Here is a 23,388-nt window from a genome sequence, read left to right on the forward strand (position 1 = left end):
AGTTAAAATGGTCGGTAAATGAGGGAGGCTTATTTGGCATGCCCAAAAACAGGACGTTTAGAGCTCATCATTAAAATGGCTCTAAAGTCAATAATTAGGCGGGATTCCAAAGGATCCCACCCCAACTATTGACATAGAGCCAATATGAAAATGCCCCAGTAGAGAAATTTGGGATTCTCCGCCGGGGCATTTTTGATTGTGAATTTCAAGTTGACGCTCTTTGGATGAGCATGAGAAATAATACTTATTTCAGCTTCTCACCGGTCAGCATCTCATAGCTCTGGAGATACTTGTCAATGGTCTTCTGGACGATCTCATCCGGGAGAGTCCAGTTGTTGTCCGGGTTGGAAGTAAGCCAGTCGCGGGCAAACTGTTTGTCGAAGGACGGCTGACCATGACCAACTTCGTAGCCCTCTGCCGGCCAGAAACGGGAGCTGTCCGGAGTCAGCATCTCATCGCCGATGACAATGTTGCCTTCCTCATCGAGACCGAACTCGAACTTGGTATCTGCGATGATGATACCGCGGCTCAGAGCGTAGTCTGCACATTTCTTGTAAAGTGCGATGGTGTAGTCGCGAACCTTGGAAGCATACTCCTCACCCTTGCCCGGGAAGTACTTCTCAAGATGAGCGATGCTCTGCTCGTAGGAGATGTTCTCATCATGGTCTCCGATCTCAGCCTTGGTGGACGGAGTAAAAATCGGCTCAGGCAGTTTCTGGGACTCCTGAAGACCTTCCGGAAGAGTAATTCCGCATACGGTACCGTTTTTCTTGTAGCTTGCCCAGCCGCTTCCGGTGATGTAACCGCGAACGATGCACTCAAGCGGAATCATATTCAGCTTCCGGCACATCATCGTCTTGCCGTCAAACTCAGGAGTCTGGAAGAACTCCGGCATTTCCTTGACGTCGGTGGTGATCATGTGGTTCGGAAGAATATCCTTTGTGAAATCAAACCAGAACTTGGACATCTGAGTCAGAACCTTGCCCTTGTTTGTCACTGTGTTATGAAGAATCACATCAAAGCAGCTGATGCGGTCAGTTGCCACCATAATCAGGCTGTCGCCATTGTCATAGATTTCGCGTACCTTTCCTTCTTTAACAGGTTTCATCTTCGTATCCTCTCTGTGTGCATGTATTTCCGGTCATTCCGAAAAGCGGAGCCGGGGTGTCTGTGTATGAATGACCATGTCAGTCAGACATGGGATTCTGCGTTGTTTGTTTCGTTCCTATATAGGATATACAAAAAACAAATAAAACGCAAGCCTTTTATTAAAAATACTTATTAATTTTTTTTATGACTTTATTCGGTTTTTTGTATGGGAAATTGTATGGAAAGAGGAAGATGAGGGGAGAGGAGGGAGAAAATTTATAAAAAAGCGGGATGCAGAAGTGAGAGATCTGCGTCCCGCGTATCATTATGATGATAGAGAGTTTTGAGGATTGGTATGTTTTATGTTTGTTGTGTATTTGTTATTTATTTGCTGTAGGATGTCACAGTGATCGTATAGGCGCTGTCTCCTTTCTCATATACAGTTCCGTCTGTTCCAACGATGGAAACACTCTTTCCGTCGGCACCCTGAATCGTGCCCTTGCAGGTCAGTGTGGTCAGTGTGGAGTCGGCAGTCACAGTCCATGTGGAAGTTGCATCAATCGTCAGATCTGCCTTGCCAGAGCCGTTTGATCCGGCGTTGGAGTCATCCTGGAGGAAAGCGCCGGTGAGTGAGCTTCCATTTGTCATCTGGAAATCAAGGGTGCTGATGCTGTCCCAGATCACATCACCACTCATTGCCTGGGTGTCGGCGGTGAAGGTGCAGTCAGCGCCGTTTGCCCCGCTCTTTCCCCATCCGCGCGCATTGGAATTTCCGGTGCACTTTAAGAAAAAGTCGTTTGATGCGGACGGAGTGATGGCGACATTTTTCAGATAGAAGGTACTCTCCGTATTTGTCGTGTAGAACATGCCTCCATTCTTGGCAGTCAGGCTTCCGCCTGTCATTGAGAAGGTGCTGTTTCCAATTTCGGAATCGCCGGACATGCTCTGATAGAGGATGACGTTCCAGTTGCAGTCATTCTGGCTGTTTTCCGGAATATCGCCGGTTAAGTCGCAGTCAGTCAGCGTCAGGGAGTTCAGACCTTCGATGCAGACTGCCTCAGAACCTTCGGCTGTCAGGGATGCACCCTTGATCGTGATGTCTGCGGTGCAGTAGACAGCCGGAGATCCGGTACCCTTTGAGGTGTAAGTTCCGCCATCGACATCCATGGTTCCGCCGCCGCGGTCACTGCGGATGGCAGCGGAGGATTCGCCGGAGGTTGTGACATTCAAGTTGCTCGCTTTGAGTGTTCCACCTCCTGCGACATGGATTCCTCCGGCAGTATTTCCGGAGGTTGTGATTGTGGAATCTGAAATCGTGACATTTCCCTTATCGTATGCAAAGACTCCGGCAGCTCCGTTGGCGTCCGTGGTGATCGTACCATTTTTCAGGATGGCAGTTCCGTCGCTGACGAGGATGCCTGCTCCGATTCCGTAGAAACTTGAGCTGTCCCCGCCTTTGCTTTCACTGGAACTTCGCGTCAACGTGAAATCGCTCAGCGCAACCTCTGCGCCATTAGAAACGTGGATCGCATTTTCATCGGTTCCGGTCGAGGTGTAGGTCTTTCCGCTCTCCGAGGTGTTTTCTGTCAGATCGGTCACTGCAGTGTAGGAAGTCGGGGCGGACTGTCCACCACCCGGGCCTCCAGGTCCCCCGTTTCCGCCCGGACCTCCAGGTCCGCCATTGCCATCAGGCCCTTTGCCGTCCGGCGGGTTCTGACCCGGTTCTCCCGGCTGTCCGGGGCCATTTTCTCCGTTTCCCGGATCTGCCTGATTGCCGGATGGGTCTGAGTTTTCCTGATTCTGTGACTGGGCACTGGAAGCGGTAGTTGCCGAAGCCTTGTTTGAGCCGCAGGCAGTCACCATCAGACTGCTTGCGAGAAGCATATAGAGAAATGCACGATTTTTTTTCATAAATTTTCCTCCTACCTGAGTTGCATAATTACTGGATAAATCTTTTTCTGTCGGGTGTTTGATGAATCATGGAATCATGGATTTGATTGTTCAAGCCGACATTTAGTCACCCATGATATCGAGCTTTACAACGCTTGTTCCGTCGAGTACGATTCTCACAACATCATCGGTGGACAGAGATGAAGCGGAAGCCGAAGAGTGATCACGTCCCTTTGTGATTTCCGTAGAATCCGTCAGGGTGACAGTCGTGGTATCGCTGGAGAAATTCATCTCCGGACGGTTGTTCTTGTCGCCGTCAGCGGGTTTCTCCGGAGGGGTCTCACCGTCGGCCGGTTTTTCCGGAGGAGTTTCGCCATCAGCCGGTTTTTCCGGCGGGGTCTCACCATCGGCTGGTTTCTCCGGTGGAGTCTGTCCGTCGGCAGGTTTCTGATCGTTTTTTCTGTCCGGTTTTTCGGCTGTTGAGATTGTCAGGGTGCTGCCATTGATGGATACGATTTTTGCCATTACACTGCCATCATCTTCCGGCGGAGTGTGAGTTTCGGAACTGCTCTCCGTGCTGGAAGAAGTGGTGGAGGCATAGCTGATGATGCCGGCACCGGCAGCAAGGGAACAAACACAAGCGCATAATAAAAGTCCTTTTACATGTTTTCTCATAGTCATTACCATCCTTTCTGAATGTGAAGATTCATTGTCTGGTTGTCTGGTATTTTCTTGTCGGAAGGAAATTTCCTTTCGATGTCATGAAGTTTATCAGAGAAAGTTAAAATGAAGCTGAAAAAAGAAAAGAAAATTTTTAATTTTAAAAAATTTTTGCTGCTTCGAAATTTCTATCCCCCTGGGAGGCTTGTCCGCTTAAAAATAAATATGATAAAATTCACCGAAAAGGAAAGAAAAACCAGAGAAACAGGAGGATGCGTGCGGATGGCGAGGTATACAGCGAAACGTCTGCTTCAGCTGATTGCGGTGTTGTTCGGTGTGACGTTTCTGACTTTTATGATTACACAGATGGCGCCGAGCGATGCCGCTGAGATGAAATATGTGTCAATGGGAATGATGCCGTCTCCACAACTGCTTGAACAGACACGGCAGGAGATGGGACTCAATGATCCGATTCTTGTTCAGTATGGAAGATGGCTTCTTCATGCACTTCGCGGAGATCTTGGTGTCTCCTCGAAATTCAGTGAACCTGTTCTTACACAGATGATGAAGAAGCTTCCGTCCACCTTGGAACTTGCCGGATTTTCTATGGTGATTGTGATGGCAGTTTCGTTTCCGCTTGGAATTCTATCGGCAGTAAAGAAAAACCGGGCGGCAGATATTTTGATTCGATTTTTTTCTTTTTTTGGAATTTCGATGCCGAATTTCTGGATGGGGCTTTTGCTGATGTATGTGTTTGCGGTCCGGCTGAAATGGTTTCGTGTGGTCAGCAGCAATGATTTTCGCGGGATTGTGCTTCCGGCAGCGGCGCTCTCGATTTCCATGATCGGAAATTATACGAGGCAGATTCGAACGGCGTTTCTTGAGGAACTCAGTCAGACGTATGTCACCGGCGCGAGGGCGAGAGGAATTCCGGAGCCGGTGATTCTGCTGTGTCATGTGCTTCCGAATGCCGTTTTTCCGGTCGTCACGCTGATCGGATTGTCAGTCGGACAACTGCTCGGCGGAGCGGCGATTATCGAGACGATTTTTTCCTGGCAGGGAATCGGAAATATGGTTGTTGAGGCGATTCGCGTCCGGGACTACCCGCTGATTCAGGGATATGTAATCTGGATGGCGGTGATTTATGTGATGGTCAATCTGCTCGTTGATCTTTTTTACCAGTTTTTTGACCCGAAGATCCGCATGAGCCGGCAGAAAAAATCGTAGAAGAAGTAGAAAAAGTCGGTGAAATGATAAGGCAGGAATAGGCCAGATAAGAAACATATAAAAGTAAGAATATGAATGCAATATAAGTGAAAAAAGTATAAGTGTGAACAGGAATGTGAGTGAAAAGCCGGATGGAATGTCAGATGAAAAATAAGATAAAAAGTCAAATAAAAAACCAGACGAAGAACCAGACGAAAAGCTGGATTGAAAATCGAAGAGAGGGAAAGAAAATACGCTGTGTGTGTTTTGGAATTCTCGCACTTGGGATGGTCTTTTTGGCATTTGGGGGATACCGGCTGGCACCGTATGATCCGCTTGAGACAAACTTTACGCAGAAGTTGATGCCGCCGTCACTGCTTCATCCTTTTGGAACCGACAATGTGGGGCGGGACGTTCTGTCACGTGTGCTGTGCGGGGCGGGAAATTCGTTTAAACTCGTTTTTCTGATGCTTGCGATTGTCGTGATGCTTGGGACTGCAATCGGGATTGTTTCGGGATATTTTGGCGGAATTCTGGATACGGTGCTGATGCGCATAACCGATGTTCTGCTCGCATTTCCGGATACAATTTTTGCGATTGCGATCGTCGGGATGATCGGCCCCGGTCTTCTCCACACAGTTGTGGCGCTCGCCTTTGTCTGGTGGACGAAATATGCGAGGATGGCGAGGGGAATGACAGCGGTGATCCGAAATCAGGATTATGTGATACAGGCACAGTTTGGCGGGGTGAGAACGCCGGGGATTTTGCTTCGATATGTACTTCCCAATATTCTTCCGCAGGTGATTGTGATGACTGCGCTCGATGTGGGCGGAATGATGCTCTCCCTCGCAGGACTTTCGTTTTTGGGACTCGCGTCCCAGCCGCCAGCGCCGGAGTGGGGAGCGATGCTCTATGAAGGAAAATCGTATTTGCAGACAGCTCCGTGGATCATGATTTTTGCGGGACTTGCGATTTTTCTGACGGTGATGGTGTTTAATCTTTTGGGAGACAGTCTGAGGGATCTCCTCGATCCGAAAGAGTGGGAGTGAGGCGTGCTCACGGAATGATTTTGTGGGGCGCCCTGGCGGAAGTTTAAATCCTCAAATAAAAAAGTAAAGCGCAAAGCATAGAAAATAGAAATAGTAAAATTTACGGAATCAAAAATATAGAGAGGAAATTAGATTATGATGAGAAAAAAACAGGTAATGGTTTTTACGGCAATGCTTATGAGTCTGGCACTTGCCGGATGCGGTGGTCAGACTTCTACTGATGGCAGCCAGAATGGAAATCAAAATGGTGCACAGAGCGTGCAAAACGGCAGTGGAAATGCAGAGGCGAAAAATGCGGAAGGGGCAGCTGAGAATGAGAAGACCCTGCGTGTCGCATTTTTCTGGATCAGTGCGGATCTTGATCCGGCAAATGATTACAATGGCTGGGTGACTTCCCGCCTCGGAGTCGGTGAGACGCTTGTGCGCCTGAGTGATGAGCTGAAAGTGGAGGCCTGCCTTGCGGATGAATGGGAAAATGTGGATGATCTCACATGGAAATTTCATATCCGCGATGGTGTGACTTTCAGCAATGGGACGGCTGTGACGGCGCAGGAGTGTCAGGCATCGATTGAGCGTGCGGTCTCGATGAATGACAGAGCTTCTGAATATCTGAAAATCGCATCGATCGAGGCGGATGGACAGGAGCTGACCATCCGGACGAGTGAGCCGAATGCAGCTCTTTTAAACAATCTTGCTGAACCTGTTTTCGACATCATTGACACGACGCAGAGCGAGGAACAGATAAAGACTGCACCGGTCTGCACGGGACCTTATAAAATTGCAAAATTCCAGTCGGAGCAGAGCGTCGAGCTTGCGAAGAATGAGAATTACTGGGATGGCAAGCCGGGGCTTGACCAGATTGAGGTGACGCAGATTGCGGACTCCGATGCGAGGGCGATGGCGCTTCAGTCCGGGGAGATTGATCTGACAAATACAATTGACCAGACGAGCACGACGCTGTTTGAAAACAACCCGGATTATCAGGTCTCCTCGATCATCAGCCCGCGTGTCAACGTGGCATATATGAATCATGCTGAGACAAGCCCTCTGCATGATCTGAAACTTCGCCAGGCGGTCAGCTATGCAGTCAATCGGGATGCATATGCGGAACTGATCGGAGGAAGCCCGGCGCATGGCCTTTACTCGGATGCGACACCCTTTGGAAATGATGCAATCTGGTCGTTTTCTTACGATAAGGATCAGGCAGAACAGATTCTTGATGAGGCGGGATACCTCGATGTCGATGGAGATGGAATCCGGGAGATGCCGGACGGATCGAAGCTCACCCTGCACTATCTTCAGGCGGCAGATCACGGGTCGGCAGATTCGGCGATTCTTGCGCAGGCAGTCCAGTCTGACCTGAAGGAAGCGGGAATTCAGATGGAGATTCTGTCAGTGGAAAATCTTTCCGAATATCAGTCTCAGGGAAATTTTGATTTCTATACAGGAAATGATAACTCTGCACCGACGGGGGATCCGCAGATCTGGCTTGAGACGATGTACACGGGACTTGGAACATCCGGAAAAAAGAATCTGACTTCATTTCAGGATGACAGGATCGATGAGATTGTCGCACAGATGAACCAGACATTTGATCAGGAGGAGCGCTACCGTCTGGCAGGCGAGGCATCTGAAGAACTCAATGAGAATGCGGCAAATCTCTATCTGACAAATTCTTATCTGAACATGGTTTCTTCTGCGAAGGTAAAACAGGCAGTCCAGCCGGTGGCAGATTATTACTTTATCACAAAAGATATTACAGTGGCAGAATAACACGAAAAAAGTCAAACCGGAAAATAACGGTGGAAAATAACAGGGGATGCGAGAGTGAAACGTATTTTGGAAATTCAGAATCTGTCGATTGATTATCCGGGGCAGCCAGAGGTCGTCAGAAACGCAGATTTTGCCGTTGAGAGGGGAGAAATCACTGCGGTGGTCGGAGAGTCCGGGAGCGGCAAATCAACGCTTCTGGCGGCCATTCTGGGCCTTATTCCGGCAGGCGGAAGAATCAGCGGAGGAAAAATTCTTTATGATGGAACGGATCTGGCCACACAGAGCCGTGAGGAGATGCGGCTGATCCGGGGCCGGAAGATTGCGATGGTATTTCAGAATGCAGGGGAGTATCTGAATCCGAGAAGAAAGATAGAAAGTCAGTATCTGGAGATGATGAGATACCATCTTCCGGGAAGCAGAAAGGAGCATGCTGCGCGCGCTGCCGAAATGCTCGAGCGCCTTCACCTTTCCGATCCGGAACGTGTCCTTGAGTCTTATCCGTTTGAACTTTCCGGCGGAATGAAGCAGAGAGTGGCACTTGCGATGGCGATGAGTCTTGAGCCGGAACTTTTGCTTGCCGATGAGCCGACAAGTGCGCTCGATGTGACGGTACAGGCTCAGGTTGTCCGGGAAATGCTTGAGATGAGAAGGCAGTTTAAGACTACAATTCTGATTGTGACGCACAATATCGGTGTTGCGTCACGGATGGCGGATCACATTGTTGTGATGAAAAACGGAGAGCAGAGAGAGTATGGCACGAGACAGCAGGTGATCTGCAATCCGCAGGATGAATACACAAGATATCTGCTCTCGGCTGTTCCGGAACTTGAGCCATGAGAAAGAAGATGAAGTTGTGCCATTCTGTCCCTTAAAGGAATTTACTTAGTATAAGTATTTTTTGAGAGAAAAGAAGAGCGGAGGAGATGAGGAAGACGGAAAGAGAAAGAGCGATGGAAAGAGAGACAGGGACGAGAGAAATGCTCTGTGTGGATCACGTGAGCAAGGTGTTTGAGCTGGAGAACAGAAAACGGATCTGCGCAGTGGAAAATCTCAGTCTGACGATGAACCGCGGGGAACGGGTGATGGTGGTCGGAGAGTCCGGATGCGGAAAGAGCACACTTGTCCGGATGATTGCCGGAATTGAGATGCCGACAGGCGGGAGGATTCTTTTTAACGGAAAAAATGTGCCTGATCTGCGCGGCGAAGAGCTCCGCCAGTATCGAAGACAGGTACAGATGGTCTTTCAGGATTCGGGGCATGTCATCAGTCCGCGCATGACAATTGGAGAATTTCTGAGAGAACCGTGGGTCTGCTTTGAGCGTAAGAGCAGGAGGGAGGCGGACGAGTTGGTTCGCTATTCGATTCAGAGAGTCGGACTTGATGAAACTTATCTGAGGCGCCGTCCGCATCAGCTTTCGGGTGGAGAACTCCAGAGAATCTGCGTTGCGAGAGCGATTGCCCTTCATCCCCAGCTTCTGATCTGTGATGAGGCGACAAGTGCGCTTGACGTCTCCGTTCAGAAGCAGATTTTGGATTTGATTCGAGAGCATGTGGAGGAAAGTGGATGCAGTGTCCTTTTCATCTGCCATGATCTTGCCCTTGCAGAAAATTTTGGAGATCGGATTGCCGTGATGTACCGCGGAAATATTGTGGAGTGGCTGAGCGGAGATCATCTGCGGCGGCAGGCACTTCACCCATACACAAGACTGCTTCTTGATTCCGTTTTTTCTATCTATGATGAGCCGGATAAACCGATTCCGTTTTTGCCGGAGGAGGATGTAAGGTTCTGTTTGCCGGAGGGTGGTTTTGACGAGAATGAAAAGCAGGGAAGAACGGGCTGTTTGTTCTGTGCGAGATGTGAATGGGCAGATGAGGAATGCAGAAAAAAATGCCCCGAGCTGAGACAAGTCAGCCCCGGACATTTCGTTGCCTGTCGGAAGAGATCTCCTATCGTATAAACTATTTTATAAACTTATCGATTGCCCGGTTCAGCTCCTCGAGAGCTGTCTGATCCCCATGCTGGGCGGCATCGACAATGCAGGTGGAAATGTGATCTTTCAGAATCACACGGCTTAAGCTCTTGATTGCGGCATCCACTGCGGCGAGCTGGATCAGGACCTCACTGCAATCTCTTCCGGACTCGACCATGGTCTTGATCGCATTCATGTGACCGATGATTTTTGCGATTCGATTCAGCTCATTTTTTGTCTCTTTGTGAGAGTGGGTATGAGAGTGGGCGTGGATATTTTCCAACGCCGGTTCGTGAGCATGATCCGCTTCGACATCCGTAAGAGCATGCGCGTGAGGATGAGGATGTGTATGAGGATGAGCATGCGCATAGGTATGAACCGGGGAAGCGGCGTGGGCAGGATCCGTGTGCAGCGGCGTGAGAGGATGAGAGGAGTCCTGCGGGCACAGATATTTTCCCCACTCGTCTGCAAGGCGGTCCAAAGTGAAGACGGCGTTAGCCGGACTGGTGGAGGGACATCTGACTGCCGCAATGCCGGTTTGAGGTTCACAGTAGCGATTGTAGAGCCGAAATGCGGTATCTCCATTTGCGATGATCGTATGGACCGGAGCCTGATCGAGGATCTGCTTTAAATCGCAGGGGACAACATTCCGGATGCTGCTGTCGCTTGATCCCTTGATATCGCAGGAGGAGATGACATCCCAGAGTGCAATGCCGTGTCTGAGCAACAGGGATTTTTTCTCTGAGATGTCCGTCGGAACTGCCTCATCAAAAAGTCGTGCGAGCAGCTTCCAGAAACGGTTCTGCGGATGACCGTAGTAGAACTGATTTTCTCTTGATTTGACGGACGGAAAACTGCCGAGAATCAAGATCTCTGAGTGCTCATCGCAGACAGGAGCAAACGTGTGGGAGACCCGGGTGAATCCAGGTTCCGGATAATCCGGAATTGCAGGCTGTGTCGTTTTTTGATGAGTGTTCATGATGCAATTCCTTTCTTTCTACATTTCTTTTTCTATCTCTTTCTCTATTTTTGATTTCTGCGCTTTCTACGTCTCTGCTATCTGATTCCTTATTCGATTTTCATGATCTTTTTCGCAGTTAAAATCAAAATCAGGAGAATGACTCCGACGAGGACGATCGTACCGCCCGGCTTCAGACCGAGATAGTAGGCGGCAAACAGACCGATAATCATGAAGAGAACATCAAAACCAACGGCATAGAGGAGTGTCTGCCAGTAATTTTTTCCGAGCTGCATGGCACAGGCAGTCGGAATGACCATCATCGAAGATACGATCAGGGCGCCGACGGTGCGGGCAGCGACTGCAACGGTGATTGCGGTCAGAATCGTGAAAACAAAATTCACGGCAGAGACCGGAATTCCGGCAAGGCGGGCACTGCGCTCATCGAGGGCAATATAAAACAGCTCCTTGTAGAGAAGCAGGAAAGTCAGAAGAACGGCGAGGCTGACACCGGTGACGAGGTAGAGCTCCAGATCACTGATTGCCACGATACTTCCGAAAAGAAAGCTGTTGAAGTTGGCGGCATTTCCGACAAAACCGGAGAGCACACCGGCAAGACCGACTCCAGCGGACATCATGATGGAGATCGAAAGTTCGGAGTAGCGCGGGATTTTTCTGCGGATCGCCTCAATGCCGAGGGAGGCGAGGATACAGGCGGCAGCGGCTCCTGCGACCGGATTGATGCCGATCAGAAGACCTCCGGCGACTCCTGCGAGGGAGGCGTGGGAGAGCGCATCTCCGATCATGGAGAGACGCTTTAAGACGACGACAATTCCGATGCACGGGATCACGATTGCGAGAAGAATTCCGACGATAAAAGCGCGCTGCATAAAGGCATACTCAAAGATTTCCATGTGCGGCTTCCTCCTTTTTCAGATTTTCGCTTTTATTCCCTGGATTCTCATTTTCCGGGTTCTCATTACCCGGAACTTCCTCGCGGGCAAGCAGGCGTGTCTTTCCGTCCTCCAACAGCCATACGTCGTCCGCGAGATCGCGCAGTGACTGGAGGTCGTGGGTGACCATGAGGATCGTCATATCACGCTTCTGGTTTAAGCGCTGCAAGAGCTGATAGAATTCGTTGGTATTCTGTTCGTCAATTCCGGCAGTCGGCTCATCGAGGAGCAAAAGCTGAGGATGATTGACGAGGGAGCGGGCAAGCAGGACGCGCTGCTGCTGTCCTCCGGAGAGGCGGCCGATCAGGCGGTTCTGGTAATCTTCCATGCCGACCTGGCACAGAGCATTGTAGACCTGTTCTTTCTCTTTCTTTCCGGGGAAACGGAAGCGACCGATCTGGGAGTAGAGATTTGCCATCACGATCTCCTCGACGGAGGCCGGAAAATCCCGGTAGGAAACCATGCCGTTCTGGGGAACATAGCTGATTTTTTTCCAGTCTTTAAACTGGTGGATGTCCTGCCCCATCAGCTGAATGCTTCCGTTGTCTTTCCCGAGACGCATTTCACCGAGCATCAGTTTCATCAGGGTACTCTTTCCGGCACCGTTTGAACCGATCAGTGCGGCGAAATGTCCCTCTGACACATGGAGAGAAGCATGATCCAGAATCGGGCTGTTTCCGTAGGAAAAGCTGATGTCTGATATGTTAATCATTTCCATGACGAAAATCCTTTCTGCATTTTCTGTGTTGTATCTGTGGTAGCTGTTCTTTGATAGATTTCACGGCAAGTCGTCATTCACTCAGAGCTTCGGAGAGTGCCTTCAGATTCTCTCTCATAACGGAGAGGTAATCGTTTCCGGCCTCGATCTCTTCCCCGCTCAGACCCTCGAGCGGATTTAAAACCGCTGTCTTGATTCCGGTCTCTGCGGCGACTGTGTCTGCTGACTTGGAGCTTGTGAGAGCCTCAAAAAAGATGACTTTTACATGATGTTCCCGCACAAAGTCGATGATGCGTGCCATGCGCCGCGGTGTGGGTTCAGAATCAGGAGTCAGTCCCTCCACACCAACCTGAGTCAGGCCGTAAGCATCACAGAGGTAACCGTAGGCCTCGTGGGCGACGACAATTTCCCGGTTGGGAAGTGGTTCGATGGTGTTGTGAAAATCTTCATCGAGCCGGTCGAATTCTGCGGCATATTTTTGATAGTTTGCCTCGTAAAAATCTTTGTTTTTCGGATCGGCGGAGACGAAGGCATTTTTGATGTTCTCCATTTCCTTCTTGGCATACTCCGGATTCAGCCAGACATGGGGGTCGAGACCTCCATCGTGGGAGTGTCCCGCATGGCTTTCATGGCTGGTGAGATCGAAGATGTGCGAGGTTTTTTCATGGTCACTATGTTCCTCGTCCCCGTGATCGTGCTCTTCATGTTCATCATGGTTGTGATCCTCGTGATTATGCTCATGCTCGTGATCATTATGATCTTCATGGTCATGGTCGTGCTCTTCATCCTCATCCTCGTCGCTTGTGCGGAGGGCGATGCCGTCAGAGGCTTCGACAACCGTCAGATCAGAGTTTGTCAGACTGTTCAGAACGCGGTCGACCCAGTGCTCCATCCCTGCGCCGCTGTAAATAAAGACGTCAGCTTTCTCAAGGTTTGTCAGATCGGAGGCGGATGGCTCCCAGTCATGCGGTTCCGTGCCGGATGGAACGAGGTTGATCAGATCGATCTGATCTGCCCCGATTTTTGATGCAAAGTCGTACATCGGATAGAAGCTCGCTGCCACTTTTAATTTTCCGTCTTCGAGATTTTCAAATGAGGAGGGGAGAGGATCATTTTTTGCCAGTCTGCTGCATCCGCAGAGGGACAAAGCCACAGTCAGCGAGACTGCGATGGCGGTAATTAGTCTGTGTGATTTATTTCTCATGGATATTGTGATCTCCCTTGCTGCATGAACATGAATGGTGGCAGGAGTGAATGGAAATTCCTCCACCGCAGTGACTGCAATAACCGTAAAGAATCAGGTGTTCCGGCTCGAGAAGAAATCCATGTTCCTGCTGGATATGTCTGGAAAATTCTTTTAAATGGGAACACTCGAGAGGAACGATCCGCCCGCATTTGAGACAGATCATTTTGCCCGGTTCGCTCGTCTCATCCTCTCCGAGATAGCGGTACTGAGCTTTGGAACCGTTTACGGATGGAATCCGGATCACGACACCATCGCCGGTCAGACGGTCCAAAGTCCGGTAAACGGTGGTCTGCCCCACCTGAATCTGTTTCTGACCGAGATAGTCCATCAACTGATCAACAGTCAGAAATGCATCTTTCTGTTCCCGCAGACAGTCCAAAATCAGCTCCTGCTGTCTGGTGCGGTATCTTCCTCTTTCTGCCATAAAAACACTCCCTGTTCCAATTTGAAAATGATTTCTGTTTTCATATTATAGCAGGGGGAGAAAAATTGTCAAGGCGAATTCCATGGAAATAAATACCAAGAAGTAGTGGAGTTACTGTACACGGGTAGGCATTTTCTGAACTGAAAATGCCGTATGATACAAAATCCGTTACTGTTTGCAGGGCGCGTGAACAGTAACGGAGTGGAAACAGAAAAATACCCCCTGCGGGACCTATCACACAGAGGTGAGTGCTCCCGCAGAGGGCATAGATCATAAATAAATGAAATTTGAAACGAAATCGATTTTACTCGTAGATGAAATGATCGAAGGACAGATCACAGCCTCCGGCAAGTCTGCGGAAAATGTTGACAACGCGAGACATAACGTCCGGATAGCAGTCCTCCTCAACTTCCATGTTCAGAAGAGTCAGATCCTTATTGAATCCGGTGCCTTTTACCATCGGAAGCTCGCTGACTTCTTTTAAGATTGCGTCTGCCTGTTCCTGATTGATTTTCTTTAATAAGCGATAGCTGCGTCCCATTTTATTCATCCTTTCCTGTTATCTGTAAATTTCTGTTGTTTTAAGCAGTGGAATGTCAGATTTTTCATTCCGTGAACACCATAATCATACTCTAAAATCGTTCAGAGTTCAACGGAGATCTTTCTGCAAAATTAACTGTCAAGTGTCACGGATTGTGAAAATCTTTCAGCAAAATAAAAATAATAAGAGAAACTTCTTGACAGAATCGGAATCACGGTGATATAGTAACGATAATTTATATGAAAAACCGTGGATGCGGAGATAACGGCAGTTATGGACTCACAGAGAGCCTGCGATGGTGGAAAGCAGGCAGAACCCAGATTGTCAAATGGACCGCTGAGGGCGCAGTCAAAGGCCGGTAAGATGGCTGAGTATTCTGCGACGTTAAGGCTGGCGTTATCAGCCGGTAGTATGATTGTACTACGCAGAGTGCGCAGGTTTTTTGTATTTTTTGCATTTGCATGAATCCTGTGAATCGAGGTGGCACCGCGGAATATTCGCCCTTGATAAATCTTATTTTCGGATGAGATTTGTCGAGGGCGTTTTTTTATTCCGCTTTGCAGGCGATTTCACAGGATACAGAATCTGTTATGGAAATTGAAATCTGGCAGAGACAGCAGTTGAAGTTGAAGAACACGATTGTGGAAAAGGAGAAGCAGGAATGACAAACAAGAATGGACGTTTTGGAATTCACGGAGGACAGTACATCCCGGAGACCCTGATGAAAGCAGTGATTCAGCTTGAGGAAGCTTATAATCATTATAAAAATGATCCGCAGTTTCAGGCGGAGTTAAGTGAGCTGTTTAATGAGTATGCGGGCCGTCCGAGCCGGCTCTACTATGCAGAAAAGATGACAAAAGATCTCGGAGGTGCCAAGATTTATCTGAAACGCGAGGATTTGAACCATACGGGTGCGCACAAGATCAACAACGTGCTCGGTCAGGCACTCCTCGCAAAAAAAATGGGAAAGACCCGCCTGATTGCGGAGACCGGAGCCGGCCAGCATGGAGTGGCGACGGCGACAGCGGCGGCCCTGATGGGAATGGAGTGCGTCGTTTATATGGGAGAGGAGGACACAAAGCGTCAGGCGCTCAATGTCTACCGCATGCGGCTTCTCGGAGCGACGGTGATCCCGGTGACGACAGGAACAGGGACACTCAAGGATGCCTGCTCTGCGTGCTTCCGTGAATGGACAAATCGAATTGACGATACCCACTACTGCCTCGGATCTGTGATGGGACCTCATCCATTTCCGACGATTGTGAGAGATTTTCAGTCCGTCATCTCAAAAGAGATCAAGGAGCAGATTTTGGAGAAAGAGGGACGGCTCCCCGATGTGGTTCTCGCCTGTGTCGGCGGCGGTTCCAATGCAATCGGCGCATTTTATAATTTTATCAACGATAAGGAAGTCCGCCTGATCGGATGTGAGGCAGCGGGACGCGGAGTGAATACCGCGGAGACGGCGGCGACGATTGCGACTGGAAAACTTGGAATTTTCCACGGCATGAAATCGTATTTCTGTCAGGATGAATACGGCCAGATTGCACCGGTTTACTCGATCTCGGCAGGACTGGATTATCCGGGAATCGGACCGGAGCACGCAATGCTTCACGATCAGGGACGCGCCGAGTATGTTCCGGTCACAGATGATGAGGCGGTGAATGCCTTTGAGTATCTTGCACGGACAGAGGGAATCATCCCGGCAATTGAGTCGGCACATGCAGTTGCCTACGCGATGAAACTTGCACCGACGATGGGAAAAGATCAGATCATGGTAATTAACATTTCAGGACGGGGCGACAAGGATTGTGCAGCGATCGCCCGTTACAGAGGGGAGGATATCAATGAGTAATCTGGGAAAGGCATTTGATCATGGAAAGGCATTTGTTGCATTTATCACCTGCGGGGATCCGGATCTTGAGACGACGGCAAAGGCAGTCCGTGCGATGGCAGAAGCGGGGGCAGATCTGATCGAGCTTGGAATCCCGTTTTCGGATCCGACCGCAGAGGGACCGGTGATCCAGAGTGCGAATGTGCGAGCGCTTGCTGCGGGAACGACGACGGATAAGATTTTTGAGATGGTGAAAGAACTCAGAAATGATGTGAAGATTCCGATGGTCTTTATGACGTATGCGAATGTCGTGTTCTCTTACGGAACGGGACGGTTTGCAGAGCGATGTGCAGAAGTTGAGATAGACGGGGTAATTCTGCCGGATGTTCCGTATGAGGAGAAAGAAGAATTTGCGCCATTTTTTGATGCTTATGGTCTGTCACTCGTGTCTCTGATTGCGCCGACGTCGGCAGAGCGGATCGCGATGATCGCAAAAGAGGCACAGGGATTTATCTACGTCGTCTCTTCTCTCGGAGTCACTGGAGTCAGAAGTGAGATCACAACTGATATCGGTGCGCTGACGGAGCAGATCCGCGCGGTCACGGACGTGCCATGTGCAGTCGGTTTCGGAATTTCGACGCCGGAACAGGCAGTGAAGATGGCAAAGGTCTCGGACGGAGCCATTGTCGGAAGTGCGATTGTGCGGCTGATGGAAAAATATGGACGCGAGGCAGTTCCCCACGTGGCAGAGTATGTAAAGTCGATGAAGGATGCGTTAAAAACGCTTGGGTAAGTGAAGTTTGTGAAGTTTAGTAAGCAGACTTGGGTAATGAGTAAAATTAAAACGGCTCCGAAAAGACACGGAGCCGTTTGTGTTACCTTATTTCTTTTTTAAAAGTTCAAGCAATGATTTTCGTCGTCTGGAACGTCTCCGGCTGTCCTTTGAGCGGAGCGCAGAACCAGAACGCTTTTCCTCCATGATGAGGTCAAATTCGGTCGGTGACATTCCGAGATCCTGAATGCGCTGCTGACGGCGCTGGTAGCGCTCGGCGCGCTCATTTTCTTCCCGCTTTTCAATATGAAACTTCATAAACATGAGGATGGCGAGGATGAGGACTGCAATCACGATGACGGAAAGGGCAATCCAGAATCCAAGCGGAACATGAATCTGAAGCGGGGAGGAAGTCTGCGGTGTACCGGGATCAACTGCGGAGGAGTCCATGGGAGGTTCCGCTGTTTCGGATGCGGCAGAGGTCAAAGCGGAGGTTGAAGCAGCCTCGGATTCCTGAGCGGCTGTGCTGCCGGAATCTGCCGATGACTGGGCGTCCGTTCCGGAGCCGGAGGTCTTTGAGTCTCTTAAAAGCCACGCATAACCTGCATCGTGGTTTCCATATTGGTAAGTGATCTGTGCAACCGCCAGTTTCGGTGCAGAGGCGGGAAGCTCGTAGGAGATCGAGGACTCGGTATCGGAGAAATTGGCACTGTTTGGCAGTGTGATCCGACTGTCATCCTGAAGATGCAGAATCGAGAGGTCCGCAGCAGGAAGTCCCGCGATTGTCATGTCATTTGCGAGGGCGGAATATGTCGTATCTTCCGCGGACACATTTACCGAGTAGAAATTTGCAAATCCAAAATCAAGCAGGGTTTTTGTGTCGCTGTAATGGGTCTGATGACCGTTTAGAACAACTGAGACAAGGCGCATTCCGTTTCGCTCTGCACAGGTGACGAGGGTGTTGCCTGCGAGGGAAGTGTAACCGGTTTTTCCACCGAGAATGCCTGGATAGTACTCGGGAAGATTCTTCTTCAGCATCTTGTGACCCGGGTAGACACGGCTTCCCTCCGGGTTTCGCTTGGTCGGCGGGAGATCGTAGTAACGGCTGGAATCAATCTCCACAAACGTATCGTTCTCAAAAGCAGCGCAGGCGATCAGCGCCATATCGTGGGCTGAGGTGTAATGCTCCGGATCGTTGAGTCCGCTCGGATTGTTAAAATGGGAATCGGTGCAGCCGAGGGACTGCGCTTTCTCATTCATCATCTTGGCAAAATCTTCAATGGAACCGGCAGCGTGTTCAGCGAGCGCATTTGCAGCCTCATTTGCAGATTTTAAAAGCATTGCGTAGAGACAGTCGCGCACACTCAGCTGATCCCCCTCGTCTATTCCGGCGGAACTGCTTCCGTTTTCGACATTGTATACGGCGTTGTGAGAGAAGGTCACAGTCTCATCGAGATTGCAGTTTTCGATCACGATCAATGCGGTCAGAATTTTTGTGATGCTCGCAGGATAATAAGCCTGATGGATATTTTTGCCGTAAAGGACGGCGCCGGAACCGGCATCCATGAGGATTCCGCCCTCCGCCGAGATTTCCACGTTCTCCGGCCAGGGAACAGTGGCTGCGAGCGCCGGCGGCGAGATCAGCCCCGTCAGAAGGACAAGGGCAAGAAAAAACGCAGCAATTCGTTTCATAATTTATCCTTTCAAAAATTGATCCTTAAGTATCCGTTTTATGCTCATTTTCGCTCTCACTTTCCGGAGCATCTTGAGTATCTTCGCTGGGGAAAAGATAGCGCGAGGGCGCATTTAAAAGCTGCTGGATGGCAAAGTGGGCGGCTCCTGAGAGAATCCGGTTCTCCTGTGCAGGCACAAGCTCAATCGGAGGAAGTGTCTGGTAAGATGCGAGATGTTCTTTTGCTGTTTTTTTCGCATCCTCGAGCAGAAGCATTCCGCCGTGCGTCATTCCTCCGCTGATAAAAATACGGTCGGGAGTGCACAGGGCAAGCAGGGAAGCAATTCCGAGCCCAAGACTGTGTCCACAGTCGCGGATCAGCTTCATCGCAAGAGGATCCCACTGGCGGGCAGATTCAAATACGGTGCGGGCAGAGAGAACGGATACTTTGTTCAGAGCGCTTTCTGGAAATGCAGAGCGTTCCTGCCTTGCATGTTCTTCGATGGCAGAGAGACTTGCATTAGAGTCCAGACACCCGGTCCTTCCGCACTTGGGGCAAATGTTTCCGTGTGGGTCGATCGGAAGATGACCGGTCATGGAAATCATTCGCGCGTCGCTGAGACAGAGACCGCCGCGGGTCAGCCCGATCTCAACACTCTCATCTGCAAAAATGTGAAGGATGACATTTCCAGTGTTTTTGTCAGGAGAATGGTGCCAGCAGGCGATGGCGCCCGCCTCAGCGTCATGGATGAAAAAAAGGGGAAGAGAGATCATCTCTTCCAGTTTTCTTTGGAGTGGAAAGAGGGCAGAAGAAGGCTGGTACGGTCTGAGAAGCATGGTCCCGTCTGCGCGGCGGCAGGGCTCCGGAAGAGCGATTGCAGCGGCACAGAGTTCCGGAAACTCTTTCTGGAAAGTGGACACTCCGTCCGCGATTGTCCGCATGATGGACTCCATGTTTTCTTCGCGGAGTGATTCAACCGGGACGGAGAGCAGATGTCCGCAGGGCTGTCCGTGAAAATCGTGAGGCTGGATTTCCAGCCATCGCTCGGAAAGACGGACGGAGAGCACTTTGTATCGGTTGTAATTCAGAGAGAGACCGACGCAGCGGCGCCCCTTTTTTCCTGCTGTGAATCCGGTCTCATAAATCAGTCCGGACTTTGTCAGGGATCGGACAATTTTTGTCATCGAAGCCTGAGTCAGACCGGTCACTTCACCGAGTTCTGCCCGCGAACAGCCCGGGTGAAGCGCCAGAAAGCGGAGCACTTCCGCGCGGTTGGAATCCTGCATATTAATCTGGTTTTGTCCGCTTTTTCCGTTTATTTTTTCCTGCATAGAAAACCTCAATCTTTACTTCTTCTTTTTCAGATGGATCAGCCATCCGGCGCATCCGGCGAAGACTGCGACAACGCTGACTGCATAGGTGGCAGCGATTCGGGCGGCAGTGTCCATGAAAAACGGTTCCGGCACAATGTTGATCAGAAGATCTGTATTCGGGTCAAGCATCCACAGATCGTTGTTAAAGAAAATGTGGTGGAAGATAATAAAGTACTTATTAAAATCCGTGGATATGATGCCGGCGAGGACAGCCAGAACGACAAAAAATAAAACTGTGCCGACACAGACTGTCCGGGGAAGAACTTTGCGAACTTCCGCTTTTAAGGCGAAGAGCAGTGCGACACAGGCTGCCATCAGAATCAGGCAGATGCGGCGCAGTGCAATCGCACCGAGGAAAAGTCCGCGAACATCTTCCATGTGGGCGATTTCCCTCTGGTTAAAGAATTCGCGGGGCTGACCGTTTACAATCGTTGGAACATGCATATCCGCACGTTTTCCGCGCAGATATGCCATCATTTCGTGGGTGACATCGAGGAGATCATCCATCTCCATCTGGACATCATCTAAAACATCATATTTTTCGTATTCTTTCTCATAGTAGCCGGGAGTCCAGTAAGTGACGGCTTCCACGGAAGTGATGAGAAGAGTGAACATCAGCGCAAAGGCAAAGACGATGCCGAGAGCGTTGTGAAGAAGTTTCATCATGCTGAGAATGGTCCTTTCTGTTATATTTTAGTTGCTCTGCATATCAGAGACACTCTTATGGCGTGTCTGATGGTTTACACTAATTTTAGAGCACAGTTATACATGAATTTTAGTGTACAGTTACGGATTTCATTTTAATGTTTCGGGAGAGAAAAGTAAAGAAATTTGTAGCGCAGAATAGAGAATACAGAAAAGAAAAAAGGCTGTTATCATTTGAATAGCGCATGAACGGTAACAAAAGGTCCTGAATGGAAACAGAAAATTTGACAATAAGAAAATCAGGACAGAAAAAATGGCGGAAAACCCCGCAGAAAAAAATTGTCTTTTGGTAAATCTTTTTTGTGATTGGGTGTTATAATACAGACGTAACAAGAAAGAGACAGGAAACAGAGACACATACCATTGCAGAAATGAAATGGCAGGTCTGCGGACTATCAGTATTTTGGAGGAATAGATAATATGGATACTTTAAAGGCTGAGAAAAGAGACATGTCAACAAAGGCTAAGAAACTGAGAAGAGAAGGTTATGTGACCGGAAACGTATTTGGCCATGCAATCAAGGGTTCTATCCCGGTTAAGATTGAGAAGAAAGATGCAGAGCGCCTGTTCAAGACCAAGAAGAAAGGCAGCCAGATCATGCTGGATGTCGACGGCGAGCAGATGGGCGTTCTGGTAAAAGAGATTGATTACAATCCGGTAAAGGGTCAGCTGGAAGAGATTGATTTCCAGGCACTTGTAAGCGGCGAGGCTGTTCATTCTGTTGCAGAGGTTGTTCTGAAGAATGAGGCAAAGGTTGTCGGCGGAGTCGTAGAGCTGATTCTTGAAGAGATTTCTTATAAGGCAGTACCGTCAGAGATGATTGAGACGGTTGAGATTGATGTCGGCGATATGAAGCCTGGCGATGTTCTGAAAGTTGCAGATCTGCCGATCGCAGCAAACAAGAACATTCATCTGAAGACCGATCCGGAGGCAGTTGTCGTATCGGTTGTTGCTCCTAAGAGCGCAGATGTTCCGGACGATGAGGAAGCCGAGGGCGATGAGAAGGATGCCAAGGCATCGAAGTAAGGGTATGTGTTTGACAATATAAAACCTGCACAGACAAGGCAGATTCAGAGTATCAGGTGAAATAAAGGAAGAACACAAAAAGGAGAAGCAGAACACAGCACAGGTTGTGTTTTGCTTCTCTTTTTTTGTGCGGATGAAAGAGAGACAGAGAGAAGAAAAGCAAATTGCAATTTCAGTGTAAAGTTTTATAATGATACCAGAAATATGCCATAGAACATACATCAAGTAAATTCTAAGAAATAAAATTCAGGGAGGATGACCCCTCATCGACAGGTGGGAGATCGCCAGTCTTCTCAGGATGGGAGAGCGTAAGATGAAGAAAGACGAAGAGATGATTTTGAGAGATACGGTGATCGAGGTGGATCTTGACCGGATTGCCGGAAACATGAGAGCAATCAAGGAGATGGCCGGGGAGAAGACGGCAGTTGCCGCCGTTGTCAAGGCAGATGGATATGGCCATGGAGCGGTTGGGATTGCGAGGACTTTGATAGAAAACGGAGCATCCCTTCTGGCGGTTGCGACACTCTCGGAGGCGATTGAGCTAAAGAAAGCCGATCCGGAATATCCGGTTCTGATTATGGGACTGACGCCGGACCGTCTTCTTTCCGTCGTTGTGGACTATGGGATCATCCAGACGATCGACACGCTTCATCAGGCAGAGATTTTGAATGAACTGGCACAGGAGCGCGGAAAGAAGGCAGTCATTCATATCAAATTGGATACAGGATTTCACCGTCTGGGATTTCCTGACACAGAAAGCGGCATAAAAGAGATCATGAATGTCTGCCGTCTGCCGTGGATTGAGGCGGAGGGAATCTACACCCATCTGGTTTTGAAAGATGATGAGTCAAACAAGGAGCAGTTTGCACGTTTTACAAAGGTTCTTGATGCGCTTGAAAAAGAGAACTGCCAGTTCAAGTACCGCCACATCGCGGACAGCATCGCCTCGGTCGATTATCCGGAGTACCGCATGGATATGATCCGCGCAGGAGCGATTATTTACGGTCTGAAGGGCTTCCACAAGGGGCAGCTGGATATTCGTCAGGCTCTGACATTTAAGACCAGAATCAGCCATATTTCGGAGCTAAAAAAGGGAGAGGGAGTCAGCTATGATTTCCTGTGGACAACACCAGAGGACACAAGGATCGGAACTCTGCCATTTGGCTATGCGGACGGATATCCGAGAAATCTTCGCGGAAATGGAATCGTCACAATCCATGGGAAACAGGTGCCGGTAGTCGGAGTGATCTGCATGGATCAGTGTATGGTGGATTTAAAGGATGTTCCGGAGGCGCAGATCGGAGATGAGGTCATCATTTACGGCGATGGAAGTGAAAACACGCTGGATGTGCAGGCAGTCAGTACGCTCGCAGGGACGAACAAGAATGAGATTGTCTCCCGACTGACAAGACGCTCCCCGCGAATCTACACGCACGGAGACCAGAATATTGAGAAGTGTTGAGTAATATATGGAATCTGGGAGCGCCGAAACCAGAATGAGAATAACGGACTGGAAAAATAACGGACTAGA

Annotated in this window: 22 protein-coding genes and 1 pseudogene; 10 read left to right on the forward strand and 13 right to left on the reverse strand. The window is 49.5% G+C overall.

The features are described from left to right. Window positions 1-244: 244 nt before the first annotated feature. The 3 genes from ACR0QE_RS08280 to ACR0QE_RS08290 all read right to left on the reverse strand — a co-directional run bounded on the left by ACR0QE_RS08280 (window position 245) and on the right by ACR0QE_RS08290 (window position 3,654). Window positions 245-1,135, reverse strand: a complete 891-nt coding sequence (locus ACR0QE_RS08280; protein WP_432627929.1) for a phosphoribosylaminoimidazolesuccinocarboxamide synthase — start codon at window positions 1,133-1,135, stop codon at window positions 245-247. Window positions 1,136-1,473: 338 nt separating this feature from the next. Continuing rightward, window positions 1,474-3,000, reverse strand: coding sequence for a right-handed parallel beta-helix repeat-containing protein (locus ACR0QE_RS08285; protein ID WP_432627897.1), 1,527 nt, complete (start codon window positions 2,998-3,000; stop codon window positions 1,474-1,476). A gap of 102 nt (window positions 3,001-3,102) precedes the next feature. Continuing rightward, complete coding sequence (locus ACR0QE_RS08290) at window positions 3,103-3,654, reverse strand: hypothetical protein (protein WP_432627898.1); 552 nt, start codon at window positions 3,652-3,654, stop codon at window positions 3,103-3,105. Between the two features lie 267 nt (window positions 3,655-3,921). Here ACR0QE_RS08290 and nikB point away from each other — a divergent pair, with 267 nt between their 5' ends. The 5 genes from nikB (at window position 3,922) to ACR0QE_RS08315 (ending at window position 9,625) form a co-directional block, all read left to right on the forward strand. Next, window positions 3,922-4,866, forward strand: a complete 945-nt coding sequence (nikB, locus tag ACR0QE_RS08295; RefSeq protein ID WP_432627899.1) for a nickel ABC transporter permease — start codon at window positions 3,922-3,924, stop codon at window positions 4,864-4,866. A 143-nt stretch (window positions 4,867-5,009) separates the two neighbouring features. Continuing rightward, the gene (nikC, locus tag ACR0QE_RS08300; protein WP_432627900.1) at window positions 5,010-5,894 is read left to right on the forward strand and encodes a nickel transporter permease; all 885 of its coding nucleotides are present in this window, start codon (window positions 5,010-5,012) and stop codon (window positions 5,892-5,894) included. Window positions 5,895-6,029: 135 nt separating this feature from the next. After that, window positions 6,030-7,667, forward strand: a complete 1,638-nt coding sequence (locus ACR0QE_RS08305) for an ABC transporter substrate-binding protein (protein WP_432627901.1) — start codon at window positions 6,030-6,032, stop codon at window positions 7,665-7,667. 54 nt (window positions 7,668-7,721) lie between these two features. Further along, complete coding sequence (locus tag ACR0QE_RS08310) at window positions 7,722-8,504, forward strand: ABC transporter ATP-binding protein (RefSeq protein ID WP_432627902.1); 783 nt, start codon at window positions 7,722-7,724, stop codon at window positions 8,502-8,504. A gap of 113 nt (window positions 8,505-8,617) precedes the next feature. Continuing rightward, the gene (locus tag ACR0QE_RS08315; protein WP_432627903.1) at window positions 8,618-9,625 is read left to right on the forward strand and encodes an ABC transporter ATP-binding protein; all 1,008 of its coding nucleotides are present in this window, start codon (window positions 8,618-8,620) and stop codon (window positions 9,623-9,625) included. Window position 9,626: 1 nt separating this feature from the next. Here ACR0QE_RS08315 and ACR0QE_RS08320 read toward each other — a convergent pair whose 3' ends face one another. From ACR0QE_RS08320 to ACR0QE_RS08350, 7 genes and pseudogenes are all read right to left on the reverse strand, one after another. Continuing rightward, window positions 9,627-9,920, reverse strand: coding sequence for a metal-sensing transcriptional repressor (locus ACR0QE_RS08320; RefSeq protein ID WP_432627930.1), 294 nt, complete (start codon window positions 9,918-9,920; stop codon window positions 9,627-9,629). 162 nt (window positions 9,921-10,082) lie between these two features. Further along, window positions 10,083-10,616, reverse strand: a pseudogene (locus tag ACR0QE_RS08325) (DNA-deoxyinosine glycosylase); the annotation flags it as partial. An 89-nt stretch (window positions 10,617-10,705) separates the two neighbouring features. Further along, entirely contained in the window at window positions 10,706-11,509 is an 804-nt protein-coding gene (locus ACR0QE_RS08330) for a metal ABC transporter permease (RefSeq protein WP_432627904.1), read from the reverse strand. Next, window positions 11,496-12,266, reverse strand: coding sequence for a metal ABC transporter ATP-binding protein (locus ACR0QE_RS08335; protein ID WP_432627905.1), 771 nt, complete (start codon window positions 12,264-12,266; stop codon window positions 11,496-11,498). The genes ACR0QE_RS08330 and ACR0QE_RS08335 overlap by 14 nt, the downstream gene beginning before the upstream one ends. A 73-nt stretch (window positions 12,267-12,339) precedes the next feature. Continuing rightward, window positions 12,340-13,470 carry a metal ABC transporter substrate-binding protein gene (locus tag ACR0QE_RS08340; RefSeq protein WP_432627906.1) on the reverse strand — a complete coding sequence of 377 codons (1,131 nt, stop codon included), beginning with the start codon at window positions 13,468-13,470 and terminating at the stop codon, window positions 12,340-12,342. Beyond that, complete coding sequence (locus ACR0QE_RS08345; protein ID WP_432627907.1) at window positions 13,460-13,936, reverse strand: Fur family transcriptional regulator; 477 nt, start codon at window positions 13,934-13,936, stop codon at window positions 13,460-13,462. The genes ACR0QE_RS08340 and ACR0QE_RS08345 overlap by 11 nt, the downstream gene beginning before the upstream one ends. 304 nt (window positions 13,937-14,240) lie before the next feature. Then, entirely contained in the window at window positions 14,241-14,477 is a 237-nt protein-coding gene (locus tag ACR0QE_RS08350) for a hypothetical protein (RefSeq protein WP_432627908.1), read from the reverse strand. 239 nt (window positions 14,478-14,716) lie between these two features. Between ACR0QE_RS08350 and ACR0QE_RS08355 the strand changes: the two genes are divergently transcribed. The 3 genes from ACR0QE_RS08355 (at window position 14,717) to trpA (ending at window position 17,101) form a co-directional block, all read left to right on the forward strand. Further along, window positions 14,717-14,839 (forward strand): hypothetical protein, encoded by a 123-nt coding sequence (locus ACR0QE_RS08355; RefSeq protein ID WP_432627909.1) that lies wholly within the window; start codon window positions 14,717-14,719, stop codon window positions 14,837-14,839. 299 nt (window positions 14,840-15,138) lie between these two features. Further along, on the forward strand, window positions 15,139-16,329 hold the full coding sequence (gene trpB / locus ACR0QE_RS08360; protein ID WP_432627910.1) for a tryptophan synthase subunit beta: 1,191 nt from the start codon (window positions 15,139-15,141) through the stop codon (window positions 16,327-16,329). After that, a complete protein-coding gene (gene trpA / locus ACR0QE_RS08365) occupies window positions 16,322-17,101 on the forward strand; it encodes a tryptophan synthase subunit alpha (protein WP_432627911.1) in 780 nt (259 codons plus the stop codon). Before trpB ends, trpA begins: the two co-directional genes overlap by 8 nt. 87 nt (window positions 17,102-17,188) lie before the next feature. Here the strand turns inward: trpA and ACR0QE_RS08370 are convergent, their stop codons facing one another. Genes ACR0QE_RS08370 through ACR0QE_RS08380 form a run of 3 tightly spaced genes read right to left on the reverse strand, consistent with a single transcriptional unit; the run spans window position 17,189 to window position 20,789 of the window. After that, the gene (locus ACR0QE_RS08370; RefSeq protein WP_432627912.1) at window positions 17,189-18,772 is read right to left on the reverse strand and encodes a D-alanyl-D-alanine carboxypeptidase family protein; all 1,584 of its coding nucleotides are present in this window, start codon (window positions 18,770-18,772) and stop codon (window positions 17,189-17,191) included. A gap of 25 nt (window positions 18,773-18,797) precedes the next feature. After that, window positions 18,798-20,084: an ROK family transcriptional regulator gene (locus ACR0QE_RS08375; protein WP_432627913.1), complete on the reverse strand. Its 1,287-nt coding sequence runs from the start codon at window positions 20,082-20,084 to the stop codon at window positions 18,798-18,800. A 15-nt stretch (window positions 20,085-20,099) separates the two neighbouring features. Next, window positions 20,100-20,789 carry a TIGR01906 family membrane protein gene (locus tag ACR0QE_RS08380; RefSeq protein ID WP_432627931.1) on the reverse strand — a complete coding sequence of 230 codons (690 nt, stop codon included), beginning with the start codon at window positions 20,787-20,789 and terminating at the stop codon, window positions 20,100-20,102. A gap of 462 nt (window positions 20,790-21,251) precedes the next feature. Between ACR0QE_RS08380 and ACR0QE_RS08385 the strand changes: the two genes are divergently transcribed. Both ACR0QE_RS08385 and alr read left to right on the forward strand, forming a co-directional pair. After that, window positions 21,252-21,857 (forward strand): 50S ribosomal protein L25, encoded by a 606-nt coding sequence (locus ACR0QE_RS08385; protein ID WP_432627914.1) that lies wholly within the window; start codon window positions 21,252-21,254, stop codon window positions 21,855-21,857. 313 nt (window positions 21,858-22,170) lie between these two features. Further along, window positions 22,171-23,319, forward strand: a complete 1,149-nt coding sequence (gene alr, locus ACR0QE_RS08390; RefSeq protein WP_432627915.1) for an alanine racemase — start codon at window positions 22,171-22,173, stop codon at window positions 23,317-23,319. Window positions 23,320-23,388: the final 69 nt, after the last annotated feature.

Source organism: Brotaphodocola sp. (assembly GCF_050873065.1).
In the GTDB taxonomy this organism is placed as follows: Bacteria; Bacillota; Clostridia; order Lachnospirales; family Lachnospiraceae; genus Brotaphodocola.